A 12,778-nucleotide genomic window follows, 5' to 3' on the forward strand; every position below is an offset into this window, starting at 1 on the left:
ACAAGGAGCCGCATATGGACGCGTTGGTAAGCACCGAATGGCTGGCAAACGAACTGGGCGCGAGTGATCTCAGGATCGTCGACGCGACCTACGCCGAGGGTCGCGATGCGGCGGCGGAGTATGAGGCGGCGCACATTCCCGGCGCTGTGTTCATGAACTTGAGCGAACTTCGCGATACCGACAGCGACCTTCCGAACATGCTGCCCTCTGCGGAGAAGTTCGCGAGCCGGATGCAGGCGCTGGGGCTCGGCGATGGCAGCCGGATCGTCCTGTACGACAGCTCGCCCTGGCACACGTCGGCGCGAGCATGGTGGATGCTGCGGCTGTTCGGCGCGCACAGTGTCGCGATCCTCGATGGAGGGCTGGCGAAGTGGCAGGCCGAGGGGCGTGATATGGCGTCGGGCAAGGAGACGCTGCGGCATGGCCATTTCACGACCTGGGCGGACCTGAAGGGCGTGCGTGATCTCGATCAGATGAAGGCGAACGTTGAAAGCGGTGCGGAGCAGGTGCTCGACGCGCGATCGGCTGCGCGCTTCACGGGTGCGGAGGAAGACCCGCGGCCGGGGACGACGCCGGGCCATATTCCGGGCTCGAAGAACCTGCCGCAGGGTGCGGTGTTCAATGCGGACGGCACGTGGAAGACGGGCGACGCGCTGAAGGCTGAGTTCGACAAGGCGGGCATCGACTTGGCAAAACCAGTCGTGATGACCTGCGGCTCGGGCATCACCGCGTCGGTGCTCGCGTTCGGCGCGCACCTGCTCGGCAACGATGCGGCGCTGTACGACGGCAGCTGGTCCGAATGGGGCGGCGATCCCGAGACACCCAAGGCGACAGGCACGGCATGAGCGACACGAACAAGCCGGTCGGCGATGCGACCAAGGTCGTCCTCGCCGGCCGCCGCAAGGAGTGGACGCAAGGCATCGTCAGCCCGCCGGTCTGGCGTGCCTCCACGATCCTCTACGATTCGGTCGGCCATCTCCGTGAGAGCGCGAGAAGCGATACGCATCACCGGCTGTTCTACGGACGCAAGGGCACGCCGACGCAGTGGAGCCTCGCCGATGCGCTGACCTCGCTGGAGCCGGGCGCGGAGGGGACCTTCCTCTATTGCTCGGGCGTCGCGGCTATCGCGGCGGCGTTGCTGTCCGTTCTCTCGCCGGGTGACGAACTGCTGCTGGTCGACAGCGCCTATGATCCGACGCGGGGCATGGCAGGCGGGCTGCTCAAGCGGTTCGGCATCACCACGCGCTATTACGACCCGATGATCGGCGCGGGCATCGCCGACCTGATCGGCGAGAATACGCGGGCGATCTTCATGGAAAGCCCCGGATCGCTAAGCTTCGAGGTGCAGGACGTTCCCGCGATCGTCGCCGCGGCGAAGGCCAGGGGCGTGACGACGCTGCTCGACAACACCTGGGCCACCCCGCTGTTCTTCCCCGCGATCGAGCGCGGCGTCGACCTCACGATCCTCGCCGGCACGAAGTACGTCGTCGGCCATTCGGACGTGATGCTCGGCTCGGTCACCGCCGGCCCGGGCCATTTCAAGAAACTGCGCGAGACGAGTTTCCAGCTTGGCCAAGTCGCCAGCCCCGACGATTGCTGGCTAGGCAGCCGCGGCCTGCGCACGATGGCGGTCCGTCTTGCGCAACACCAGTCGAGCGCGCTGACCATCGCCAAGTGGCTGCAATCGCGCCCCGAAGTCGCGCAGGTTCTCCACCCTGCGCTTCCCGACTGCCCCGGCCACGACCTGTTCGTCCGCGACTTCAAGGGCTCGAGCGGCCTGTTCTCGTTCGTCCTCAACGGCGGGGACGAAGCATCGCGCGCCGCGCTGATCGACACGCTGCAACTGTTCGGCATCGGCTATAGCTGGGGCGGTTTCGAAAGCCTCGCCATCCCCGCCGACCCGCAACGCCACCGCAGCGTCACCAAGCGCGACGCGGCAGGCCCGATGGTCCGCCTCCAGATCGGCCTGGAAGACCCCGCAGACCTGATCGCCGACCTCGAAGCCGGGCTCGCCGCGTTCGTCGCGGTGCGCGGATAATCAAGACGGGGCGGGACGCGGTCATCGACCGACTGGGCGCGCGTCGATGGTAATCGGCGCCATCGCCCCCATCTACCGGCCGCCGACGAACGCCGGCCCGATGGAGACTGCAATGAAGATTCTGATAGTGCTGACCTCGCATGACCAGCTCGGCGATACGGGTGCGAAGACCGGCTTCTGGCTGGAGGAACTCGCCGCGCCCTATTACGTCGTGAAGAATGCCGGCGCCGCGTTGACGCTCGTCTCGCCAAAGGGTGGCCAACCGCCGCTCGATCCGAAGAGCGCGGACGAAAGCGCGAAGACCGACGATACGCGCCGGTTCGAGGCCGATGCAGAGGCACAGGCGCTGCTCGCGAATACGCACCGGCTGGACAGCGTCGCGATCGCCGATTTCGACGCGGTCTTCTATCCAGGCGGCCACGGCCCGTTGTGGGATCTTGCCGAGGATGCGACCTCGATCGCGCTGATCGAGCAGGCGATCGCCGCCGGCAAGCCGGTCGCCACGGTCTGTCACGCGCCAGGCGTATTGCGTCACGTGAAGGCGCCCGATGGCAGCCCGATCGTCGCCGGCAAGACGGTCACGGGCTTCACCAACACCGAAGAGGCCGCGGTCGGCCTGACCGACGTCGTTCCCTTCCTGGTCGAGGACATGCTCAAGGAGAGCGGCGGGGTGTATTCGAAGACCGACGACTGGGGCGTGTACGTGCTGCGCGACGGCCTGCTGATCACCGGTCAGAACCCCGCGTCGTCGGGCCCCGCAGCCGTGGAACTGGTCAAGTTGCTGGGTGAAGCCAAGCGCTGACCCATAGGCGCCGGCCGGATAGCTACGGTCGGCGCCATCAATGGCGGCATCAATACTGTGGCAACGGCGCAACATACGTTATGCGCAAGCCGAATATTGCGCAATATTACCTTGTGCGGCGCACCACGCGCTGTCACATACGCGTCATCGCAGGAAAGATCGCGCTCCGAGGCAAACTTCGAGAGATGCGACGTCCGCGATTGCAGGGCGGACATCGACTTCCGGTTTCGAAAGGGAAACGATGCGCTTTTCCACTATCCTTCTTGGCGGCCTCTCGCTCGCCATTGCCGCCCCCGCGTTCGCGCAGGACGACACCGCGCCTCCAAAGGAGGTCACCGTCAGCGGCGCCGTCGGGCTCGTCAGCGACTATCGCTTCCGCGGCGTGTCGCAGTCGGACGAGAACCTCGCCGTCCAGGGCGGCATCACGATCACGCACAAGAGCGGGCTGTATATCGGCACCTGGGGCTCCAACCTCGCGGGCTGGGGCACGTTCGGCGGCGCGAACATGGAGCTCGACCTGATCGCGGGCTACAAGGTCCCGGTCGGCGGCGGCGTGCTCGACGTCGGCGCGACCTGGTACATGTACCCGAGCGGCTTCGACAACACCGACTTCATCGAGCCCTATGCCAAGCTGTCTGGCACCGCCGGCCCGGTCGCACTGACCGCCGGCGTAGCCTACGCGCCGAAGCAGCAGGCGCTGGGTCCGTGGTACTCGAACGGCGCATCGGCGGCGGCTGGTGTCTACGACCGCGTGAACGCCAAGGATTCGAACCTGTATCTGTGGGGCGATGTCAGCAGCGGCGTTCCCAATACCGGACTGACCGTGAAGGCGCATGTGGGCTATTCGAACGGTAACAAAGGCCTCGGCCCGTTCGCGACCAGCGTGTCGCCGACCGGCGAATATTGGGACTGGCTGTTCGGGGCGGACTACGTGATCCCGAGCACGCCGCTGACGCTGGGCGTGGCGTATGTGGATACCGACATCGGCAAGGGCGAGTCCGCGTATTTGCAGCCTAGCTTCAGCCGGGGGCAGGACGGGAATGGCTCGATCGCCAACGGCAAGGTGCTGGTGTCGCTGACCGCGGCGTTCTGAACGCCCTAAAGAGAGGGGCGCGACAAACTTCCCGCGCCCCATCTCAGACCCACAAGCTTGTTTCCCCGCGAAGGCGGGGATCCAGTCGGGGTTCCCGCCTTCGCGGGAGAACAAGGAAGGGCGTACTGCCGCGGCCCGAAGTTTTTCGATCGGAGTGGGGCGGCGGCGGTGGAACGAGATCGTCGGACACGAAAAAAGGCGGCCCCGCGAGGAGCCGCCCTTTTTTCGTCGGCCGAACCGCGATCAGTTCGCGGTGGTGCGTGCGTCCTGGCCGTCGCCCTCTGGGGCGGCGACGATGTCGCGCGTCGTCGAGCCCTTGTCGACGACCGTCGTGTCGGGATCGCCAACGTTGGACCGGATGCCGGGATCGTCGTTGTCCGCGCCGGCATCGTTGACGACACCGGTCTCGGCGGCGCTACGCGGCGCAGCGCCGCCAAACAGTGCGTCGAGCGTCTGGGCGTTGGCGGCGGTATCCTGCGGGCGGGCTGCACCCGGCTGCGGCGGGACCAGTGCGAAGTCGGGCGGGATCACCAGCGGTGCCTGGCGCGCGACCGCGAACTCGTCCGGGCGCGCGCGATCGAGGCTTCGGCCTGCCCCGCAGCCCGAGAGCAGCGCGACGCAAGTGAGGCCGGCGGCCAGGGGTACGAACTTACGCATGGGAATTCTCCACAGGGGGCTTCTCGCGCACGAGGAGCGCCCGAACAAGCAGGACGAGCACGCCGACAGTAATCGCTGCATCGGCGACATTGAAGACCAAAAACGGACGCCACTCGCCGATATGCAGGTCGGCGAAATCGACCACGTAACCGAGGCGGATCCGGTCGAGGATATTGCCGACGGCACCGCCGAGCACGAAGCCGAGCGCGACCTGATCCGCGGGGTTCTTCTCGCGCGTCATCCACACCGCGACGCCGATCGCGATCGCGCCGGTCAGCAGCACCAGCGCCCAGCGAGTGAGGTGCCCGTCGGCGGGCAGCAGCCCGAGCGAGATGCCGATGTTGGGGACGAAGCGCAGGTCGAAGAACGTGGTGATCGTCTGCGCATCGCCGAGCGAGTCGATCCCGAGCGGCTTGGTCACCGCCCATTTGCTAAGCTGGTCGGCAAGGAACAGCGCGATCGCCGCGCCGAACCCGGCCTTTGGCAGGTTACGCATGCGCCACCACCTCTTCGCACCGATTGCAGAGGTCGCCATCGACCGTCACCTCGGGGAGGTGACGCCAGCAGCGGCCACATTTGTGGAAGTCGGTGCGCGTCACGGTGACCGCGTCGCCCGGCGTGACCTTGGCGACGATGAACGCCTCGGCCAGTGCGTCCGCGTCGAGCAGCATCGACGGCACGGTGATTTCGGCCTCGAGGCTGGAACGCACTGTCTTCTCGCGGCGCAAGGGTTCGATCGCTTCGGTGACGGCGACGCGCAATTGGCGGATTTCATGCCATTTGCTGCCGACCACGTCGTCGGCATCGAGCGACGGCAGTGCCGGCCATTCGAGATAGTGGACCGAGCTGTCGTCGCTCGGGAAGCGCGACTGCCATACTTCCTCGGCGGTGAAGCAGAGCACCGGTGCGGCGTAGCGGACGAGCGCGTGGAAAAGCACGTCGAGGACGGTGCGGTACGACCGGCGCTTGATGTCGTCGCCCGCGTCGCAATAGAGCGAGTCCTTGCGGATATCGAAGAAGAACGCGGACAGGTCCTCGTTCGCGAAGTCGGTCAGCAGGCGCGTGTAGCGGTTGAACTCGTAGGCTTCGGCCGCCTGGCGCAATTCGGTGTCGATCATCCGCAAGCGGTGGAGCACGTAGCGCTCCAGCTCGGGCATGTCGGACACTGCGACGCGCTCCGACTCCTCGAAGCCTTCGAGTGCGCCGAGCATGTAGCGGAACGTGTTGCGTAGTTTCCGATACGCGTCGGAGGCGGTGGCGAGCACCTCCTTGCCGATCTTCACGTCGTCGAAATAGTCGGTCGAGGCGACCCACATGCGGAGAATGTCCGCGCCGGACTCGCCGATGATCTTGAGCGGATCGACGACGTTGCCGAGCGACTTCGACATCTTCCGGCCCTGGCCGTCGAGCGCGAAGCCGTGGGTGAGGACCGCGTCATAGGGTGCGCGACCGCGCGTGCCGCAGCTTTCGAGCAGCGACGACTGGAACCAGCCGCGATGCTGGTCCGAGCCTTCGAGATACAGGTTCGCGCGCGTGCCTTCGCCGTAGCGTGCCTCGACGGTGAAGACGTGCGTGCAGCCGGAGTCGAACCAGACGTCGAGGATGTCCTTTACGACCTCATAGTCGGCGAGGTCGTAGTCGGGGCCGAGCAGCGCCTGGTGGCCGTCCGAGTACCACGCGTCCGCGCCGTTCTCGCGGAAGGCTTGGACGATGCGGGCGTTGACGGCGGGGTCGTTGAGGTACTGGCCGGTGGCGCGGTTTACGAACAGCGCGATGGGGACACCCCAGGCGCGCTGGCGCGAGATGACCCAGTCGGGGCGGCCCTGGACCATCGACGTGATCCGGTTTTCAGAGCGCGCGGGGATCCAGGTGGTGGCGGCGATCGCGTCGAGCGCGATCTCGCGGAGGGTTGCTCCGTTGCCACTTTCTGCTCCCCCGCCCGCTTGCGGGAGGGGGCTGGGGGGTGGGCTCGCGCCATCCCCGTCAGCACCGGTCGAGAGCGCGTGCCCACCCCCGGCCCCTCCCGCTTGCAGGAGGGGGGAAGAAGAAGAGTCCATCGGGATGAACCATTGCGGGGTCGCGCGGAAGATCACCTTGGCCTTCGAGCGCCACGAATGCGGATAGCTGTGCTTGAAGTCGTCGCTCGCCGCCAGCAACGCGCCGATCTCGCGCAGGTCGGTGCAGATCGGGCCGTCCGCGCTCACGAACTTCTTGTTGATGACGCTGCCCTCACCCCCGCGCCACGCCCAGTCGGCGCGGTACATCCCCGCGCCGTCGACCGCGAAGACCGGGTCGATGCCGTATTGCTTGCAGAGTTCGAAATCGTCCTCGCCGTGATCCGGCGACATGTGGACGAGGCCGGTGCCCGCGTCGGTCGTGACGAACTCGCCGGGGAGGAACGGGCGCGGCTTTGCGAAGAACCCGCCGAGTGCGTGCATCGGGTGTCGTGCGGTTGCATCGGCGAGGTCGGAACCCTTCCCGCGCCAAAGGATTACAGCGCCACCCTCCGCTCCGTCACCCCGGCGGACGCCGGGGCCCACCTCGCCGCGGTCTCCGTCGTTGGTAAGTGGGTCCCGGCTTCCGCCGGGATGACGGGCGGTACGGGCAAAAAAGCTGTCGATCAGCGCCTCTGCGACCAAGAAACGACGATCGCCGTCCGCGACCAGAACATACTCGATCTCAGGCCCATAGCTCAACGCCTGGTTCACCGGGATCGTCCACGGCGTCGTCGTCCAGATCACCGCATGCGCGCCGACCAAATCCGGCGCGTTCGGCGCGTCCACGATCTCGAATGCGACGTCGATCTGCGTCGAGACGATGTCCTCATACTCGACCTCGGCCTCGGCGAGCGCGGTCTTTTCGACCGGCGACCACATCACGGGCTTGGCGCCGCGGTATAGCTGGCCGCTCTCGGCGAACTTGAGCAGCTCGCCAACAATGGTGGCTTCCGCTTCATATTTCATCGTCAGGTACGGATCGGCCCAGTCGCCCATCACGCCAAGCCGCTCGAACTCGGCCTTCTGCACGGCCACCCATTTCTCGGCATAGGCGCGGCATTCGGCGCGGAACTGCGCGACGGGGACGTCGTCCTTGTTGAGCTTCTTCGCGCGATACGCTTCCTCGACCTTCCACTCGATCGGCAGGCCGTGGCAGTCCCAGCCGGGGACGTAGGGCGCGTCCTTGCCCATCAGCGACTGCGAGCGGACGATGATGTCCTTCAGGACCTTGTTCATCGCGTGGCCCATGTGGATGTCGCCGTTCGCATAGGGCGGCCCGTCATGCAGGATGAACCGCTCGCGCCCGAGCCGCTGTTCGCGCAACCGGTCATAGATGCCGAGCTTGGCCCAGCGCTCGAGGATCGCCGGCTCCTTGGCGGCGAGGCCCGCCTTCATCGGGAAGTCGGTCTTCGGCAGGAAGACGGTGTCGCGGTAATCGCGGGCGGGCGCAGGAGTATCGGTCATAAGTGGGGCGGGCTGTAGCCGAGAGGGGCGCGCGTTGCCATCCCCCGTCCCGCTCTTGCTCCCCTCCCTGGAAGGGAGGGGCTGGGGGTGGGTTGGCTTGAGGCGGGGACGACATCAGCCAACCGGCCTACCCACCCCCGACCCCTCCCTTTCAGGGAGGGGGGAAGTCAGCGCAGGATCGCCGGGTCCGCGTGCCCTCACCCTCCCACGCTTCGCGCGAGCCCCTCCCTCTCCCCTAAGGGAGAGGGGTTTTACGCCAGTATCTCTCTTGCCCGCGCGCAGTCGGCGTCCATCTGGGTCGTCAGGGCTTCGAGGCTGTCGAACTTGGCTTCGGGGCGGAGATATTCGATCAGCGAGACCTCAACACGGCGGCCGTACAGATCTTCCGCGAAGTCGAAGAAATACGGCTCCAGCAGTTCCTTGGGCGGATCGAAGCTCGGGCGGATGCCGAGGTTCGCGGCGCCCTTCAGCACGCGCCCGTCTTCCAGGCGCCCGGTCACCGCGTAGATCCCGTACGCAGGGCGCAGATAGTTGCCCATGTCGATATTGGCGGTCGGATAGCCGATCGTGCGGCCGAGCTTGTCGCCGTGCTGAACGTCGCCCTCGATCGCGAACGGCCGCGTGAGCAGGCGCGTGGCGGTCGCCATGTCGCCGGTGCGCAGCGCGTCGCGGATGCGCGTGGAGGACACCGTCTCCCCGTTCAGCGCGACCGCGCCGACCGTCTCCGCGCGAAACCCGTGCGAGGGGCCGCGTGAGGCGAGCGTGTGGACGGTGCCGCTTTTGGCGTGGCCGAAGGTGAAGTCCTCGCCGGTCACCACGCCGCCGACGCGCAGGTTGCGCTCCAGGCGGTCGGCGATGAACTGCTCGGCGGTCAGCGCGGCGAGATCGCCGTCGAAGTGGAACACCACCATCGCATCGGCGCCGGCGTCGGCGAACAGCCGCTCGCGTTGGTCCAGCGTGGTGAGGCGGAACGGCGCGGTGGCGGGGCGGAAATGGCGGACCGGATGCGGATCGAACGTCGCGACCAGCGCTGGGCGACCCTCGGCCTTGGCCCAGGCGATCGCGCGCGCGACCACCGCCTGGTGACCGAGGTGAAATCCATCGAAATTGCCCAGCGCGACGATCCCGTTCGCGAGATGCGAAGGAATGGGCGCGCCGCCGTCGAGCCGCTGCATGGGGGCGGGCTATAGGGGGGCGGGAAGGGTGGCGCTAGGTGTCACTGGATACGACGTGTTCTCCTTCCTGGAAGGGAGGGGTTAGGGCGCAAGCGCCAGACGCCGATGGCACAAACTGGCCGACCCACCCCCGGCCCCTCCCTTTCAGGGAGGGGGGAAGTCAGCGTGTCAGAGTGACGAAGCTGTAGGCGGGGCGTTCACCCTCGGCTGGGTGATCCTCGCGGGCGATCTCTTGCCAGCCGTCGAAGGCAGGGAGGGTGGCGTCGCCTTCGGGTTCGGCGTGGACTTCGGTCAGTTCTATCCGATCCGCGCGGGGGAGCATCTGCGCGTAGATCTGCGCGCCACCGATCACGGCGACATCGTTGCCCGCCATTGCCAGTGCCTCCTCGACCGAATGCGCGACCTCCGCACCCGCCGCCGTCCAGTCGCCGCGGGTGAGAACGATGTGGCGGCGGCCGGGGAGGGGGCTCGGGAAGCTTTCGAAGGTCTTGCGCCCCATCACCATCGGCTTGCCCATCGTCAGCGCCTTGAAGCGCTTGAGGTCTGCGGGGATGCGCCAGGGGAGGTGGCCGTCGCGGCCGATGACGCCGTTGCTGGCGCGGGCGAGGTAGAAGGTGATCATGGCGGTGGTCATGCCGGATTGGGGGGCGGGGAGCTACTCTCCCGTTTCAGCCAGCAGCCATGCCGCTAACTCCACCCCGGCGAAGGCCGGGGCCCAATTGGCAAGGCCAGGGTAACGTCACGCAACGCCAATCAGCGACGTTCCCCAATTGGGCCCCGGCCTTCGCCGGGGTGGTAAGTAAGTTAGGGGCGTAGGTAAGCAGCGGGAATCACCCCGGCGCGTGTTCCTTCACATACGCCTCGGGGTCCTTCTCGACGACCTTCACCCCGTTCAGATGATTCGCCTCGAATGCCGCGAACCGCACGCCGAGCTCGTGCCGCTCCTCCAGCGTCGCATGCTTGCGGAAGTCGGTCAGGCCCTGGCGTTCTTCCTCGGCGAGGTGATCGCTGTTCGCCTTGTTGCACTCGCCGACCGCCTCGAACCACGCGTCGGACCCGACCGGGTGCTTGTCGACCGCTTCGCCCGTCTCGCGGATGTCATTGTGATCCTCGATCGCGTCCTCGGTCTCTTCGGCGGCGGAGTCGGCGTCATTGCCGCCGGTGCCGATCTTCATCAGCCGCGGGTAGAAGAAGCGTTCTTCCGCCTCGGCGTGCGCGTCGAGCAGGTTCTTGAGGCGGGTCCACAGCGCGGACAGTGCCTCGGTGTCCTTGGCGTCGATCGAATCGATCTGCGCGAAGAGGGTACGCTGCTGCGCATGTTCGTCGAGAATGAGTTGGGTAATGTCCATGCGCGTCTGAACCGCACAGCGCACGGGCGGTTCCTATTGCGATTCGGTCGCGCGGCGCTGCCGAGGGGTCGCTCTCTGTTCAGACCGCGACCGGCGCCTTGATGTGTGCCTGCGCGACGTAATCGTGGAGGACGAAATCCTCATATTCGTACGCATCGATCGAGTCCGGCTTCCGGACGATCTCGAGGCGGGGGAGAGGTCCCGGCGAGCGCGTCAGTTGCAGTTGTGCCTGCTCCAGATGGTTCGAATAGAGGTGGCAATCGCCGCCGGTCCAGATGAACTCGCCGACCTCTAGCCCGCATTGCTGCGCGAGGATGTGCGTGAGCAGCGCATAGCTGGCGATGTTGAACGGCACGCCGAGGAAGATGTCGCCCGAGCGCTGGTAGAGCTGGAGCGAGAGCTTGCCGTTGGCGACGTGCGTCTGGAACAGGCAGTGGCACGGGGCGAGCGCCATCGCGTGCAGGTCGCCGGGGTTCCAGGCGCTGACGATCTGGCGGCGCGAGGCGGGGTTGGCCTTGATCTGCTCGATCAGCTCGGCGATCTGGTCGATGTGACGGCCGTCCGCTGCGACCCAGTCGCGCCATTGCTTGCCGTAGACCGGGCCAAGATCGCCGGTCTCGTCCGCCCACTCGTCCCAGATCGCGACTTTTCGGTCCTGCAGCCAGCGGACATTGGTGTCGCCGCGCAGGAACCATAGCAGCTCGACGATGATCGAGCGGAGGTGGAGCTTCTTGGTGGTCAGGACGGGGAAGCCCTGCGCGAGGTCGAAGCGCATTTGCGCGCCGAAGACGCTGAGCGTGCCGGTGCCGGTGCGGTCCATCGTCTCGATGCCAGTCGAGAGCACGCGGTCCATGAGGTCTAGATATTGGCGCATCGTGCGTGCGTAGTCGGGTGCGCGGGCGGGCTCAAGCGGATGTAGTTGCGCGTGCGGCGGTGCGTGCCGCGGGGCAGGCGGGTATGTGCCGCCGCTGCCCGAGCTTTCCCCACGTATCGCCGACCTCGATGCGGCACGCGCGCTGTTCGCTGGCTTGCGTGATGCCACGGTCGAGACGGTGGCAGTCGCGTATCTTGATCCGAATCGGAGGCTTCTCGGGATGCGGCATGTCGTCGGGGGGCGGGATCAGGTGGCGATCTCGATCCGGACGGTCGCGGTGGATGCGCTGGGGTTCGGGGCGGTGGGCGTGGTGATGGCGCATAACCACCCGAGCGGGGATCCGACGCCGAGTGCGCGCGATGTGGCGTTCACGCGGGCGCTGGCGGCGGGGTTGCGGACGTTGGAGGTGGTGCTGCTGGATCATCTGGTGATCGCGGGGGACGAGGTGACGAGCCTGCGGGCGATGGGGGTGGTGTGAAGAATGCTTCCCCCGCTTGCACCACCCCGGCGGAGGCCGGGGCCCAATTGGGGGACGTTGCCAACTACGCGCAGGAAGCCGTTACTGCGACCTCTCCAATTGGGCCCCGGCCTTCGCCGGGGTGGTGCAACTAACTTCTCTCACTTCAACCGACACGCCCGGATCGCTTCCGGAGCCGGCCGCGGCCCCGTTGCGCGGAACGTGGCCAGATAGCCACCCGCCGACGGCATGTCGTCCATGTCCACCTGCGTGTACCCTACCGCCGCGAACTCGCACTTCAACAGTGCCGGCGGCGTGCCGTGGTCCTGCGTCCGGCGGTTCGCATCGACCACCACCACCAGCCCGTCCGGCTTCAACGACGGCCGCAACCGCCACAGGAACTCGTATGGCTGCTCGATTTCGTGATACATGTGGACCATCAGCACGCGGTCGAAGCTCGCCTCGGGCAGCTTGGGATCGTTAGCCTCGCCCAGCTTCACGCTGACGTTCGCCAGATCCTCGCGCGCGACGCGTTCCGCCAGTGTGTCGCGGACGCTCGCGACAATGTCCTCGGCCAGCACGCGGCCCTCCTTGCCGACGCGTGCGGCCATGCGGATCGTATAATATCCCTCGCCCGCGCCGATATCAGCGACCGTCATGCCCTTGCGGATCTCGGCCTTGTTCATCACCTCGCCGGCTTCGTTCAGTCGGTCGCGGGCCTCTTCGTTCGACCAGCGCGACGACACGATCGACGCGACCGGACGGTCGGCGGCGGGGAACACCGGTTCCTTCGGCTCGCGCTTGATCAGCGGCTTGGTCCCGTCACACGCGCCCAATGCGAATAATGGGAGCAGGAACACCGGCGCCAGCAT

The 12,778-nt window shown here is 66.8% G+C and carries 13 protein-coding genes; 5 read left to right on the forward strand and 8 right to left on the reverse strand.

The genetic code is table 11. The annotated features are described in order from the left end of the window. Positions 1 to 14 precede the first annotated feature (14 nt). The 4 genes from sseA to U1708_RS12310 all read left to right on the forward strand — a co-directional run bounded on the left by sseA (position 15) and on the right by U1708_RS12310 (position 3,933). Positions 15 to 845: a 3-mercaptopyruvate sulfurtransferase gene (sseA, locus tag U1708_RS12295; protein ID WP_332746091.1), complete on the forward strand. Its 831-nt coding sequence runs from the start codon at positions 15 to 17 to the stop codon at positions 843 to 845. Beyond that, positions 842 to 2,038, forward strand: a complete 1,197-nt coding sequence (gene metC, locus U1708_RS12300; RefSeq protein WP_332746093.1) for a cystathionine beta-lyase — start codon at positions 842 to 844, stop codon at positions 2,036 to 2,038. Before sseA ends, metC begins: the two co-directional genes overlap by 4 nt. A gap of 112 nt (positions 2,039 to 2,150) precedes the next feature. Then, complete coding sequence (locus tag U1708_RS12305) at positions 2,151 to 2,840, forward strand: type 1 glutamine amidotransferase domain-containing protein (RefSeq protein ID WP_332746095.1); 690 nt, start codon at positions 2,151 to 2,153, stop codon at positions 2,838 to 2,840. Positions 2,841 to 3,081: 241 nt separating this feature from the next. Next, positions 3,082 to 3,933, forward strand: a complete 852-nt coding sequence (locus U1708_RS12310) for a TorF family putative porin (protein WP_332746097.1) — start codon at positions 3,082 to 3,084, stop codon at positions 3,931 to 3,933. Between the two features lie 243 nt (positions 3,934 to 4,176). Here U1708_RS12310 and U1708_RS12315 read toward each other — a convergent pair whose 3' ends face one another. From U1708_RS12315 to U1708_RS12345, 7 genes are all read right to left on the reverse strand, one after another. Beyond that, positions 4,177 to 4,590, reverse strand: coding sequence for a DUF3035 domain-containing protein (locus U1708_RS12315; RefSeq protein ID WP_307089059.1), 414 nt, complete (start codon positions 4,588 to 4,590; stop codon positions 4,177 to 4,179). Continuing rightward, the gene (gene lspA, locus U1708_RS12320; RefSeq protein ID WP_332746101.1) at positions 4,583 to 5,086 is read right to left on the reverse strand and encodes a signal peptidase II; all 504 of its coding nucleotides are present in this window, start codon (positions 5,084 to 5,086) and stop codon (positions 4,583 to 4,585) included. Before lspA ends, U1708_RS12315 begins: the two co-directional genes overlap by 8 nt. Beyond that, the gene (locus U1708_RS12325) at positions 5,079 to 8,051 is read right to left on the reverse strand and encodes an isoleucine--tRNA ligase (RefSeq protein ID WP_332746103.1); all 2,973 of its coding nucleotides are present in this window, start codon (positions 8,049 to 8,051) and stop codon (positions 5,079 to 5,081) included. The genes lspA and U1708_RS12325 overlap by 8 nt, the downstream gene beginning before the upstream one ends. Positions 8,052 to 8,302: 251 nt before the next feature. Continuing rightward, positions 8,303 to 9,226 carry a bifunctional riboflavin kinase/FAD synthetase gene (locus tag U1708_RS12330; RefSeq protein ID WP_332746105.1) on the reverse strand — a complete coding sequence of 308 codons (924 nt, stop codon included), beginning with the start codon at positions 9,224 to 9,226 and terminating at the stop codon, positions 8,303 to 8,305. Positions 9,227 to 9,386: 160 nt separating this feature from the next. Then, entirely contained in the window at positions 9,387 to 9,848 is a 462-nt protein-coding gene (locus tag U1708_RS12335; RefSeq protein ID WP_332746228.1) for a dihydrofolate reductase, read from the reverse strand. 208 nt (positions 9,849 to 10,056) lie between these two features. Further along, positions 10,057 to 10,575 carry a hemerythrin domain-containing protein gene (locus tag U1708_RS12340; RefSeq protein ID WP_307089065.1) on the reverse strand — a complete coding sequence of 173 codons (519 nt, stop codon included), beginning with the start codon at positions 10,573 to 10,575 and terminating at the stop codon, positions 10,057 to 10,059. A gap of 79 nt (positions 10,576 to 10,654) precedes the next feature. Further along, positions 10,655 to 11,449 (reverse strand): thymidylate synthase, encoded by a 795-nt coding sequence (locus tag U1708_RS12345; protein WP_332746108.1) that lies wholly within the window; start codon positions 11,447 to 11,449, stop codon positions 10,655 to 10,657. 85 nt (positions 11,450 to 11,534) lie between these two features. On the opposite strand from U1708_RS12345, the gene U1708_RS12350 reads away from it, so the two are divergent. Continuing rightward, entirely contained in the window at positions 11,535 to 11,927 is a 393-nt protein-coding gene (locus tag U1708_RS12350; protein WP_332746110.1) for a JAB domain-containing protein, read from the forward strand. Positions 11,928 to 12,067: 140 nt separating this feature from the next. Here the strand turns inward: U1708_RS12350 and U1708_RS12355 are convergent, their stop codons facing one another. After that, on the reverse strand, positions 12,068 to 12,778 hold the full coding sequence (locus U1708_RS12355; RefSeq protein WP_332746229.1) for a class I SAM-dependent methyltransferase: 711 nt from the start codon (positions 12,776 to 12,778) through the stop codon (positions 12,068 to 12,070).

This window comes from Sphingomonas arabinosi, from assembly GCF_036663715.1.
In the GTDB taxonomy this organism is placed as follows: domain Bacteria; phylum Pseudomonadota; class Alphaproteobacteria; order Sphingomonadales; family Sphingomonadaceae; genus Sphingomonas.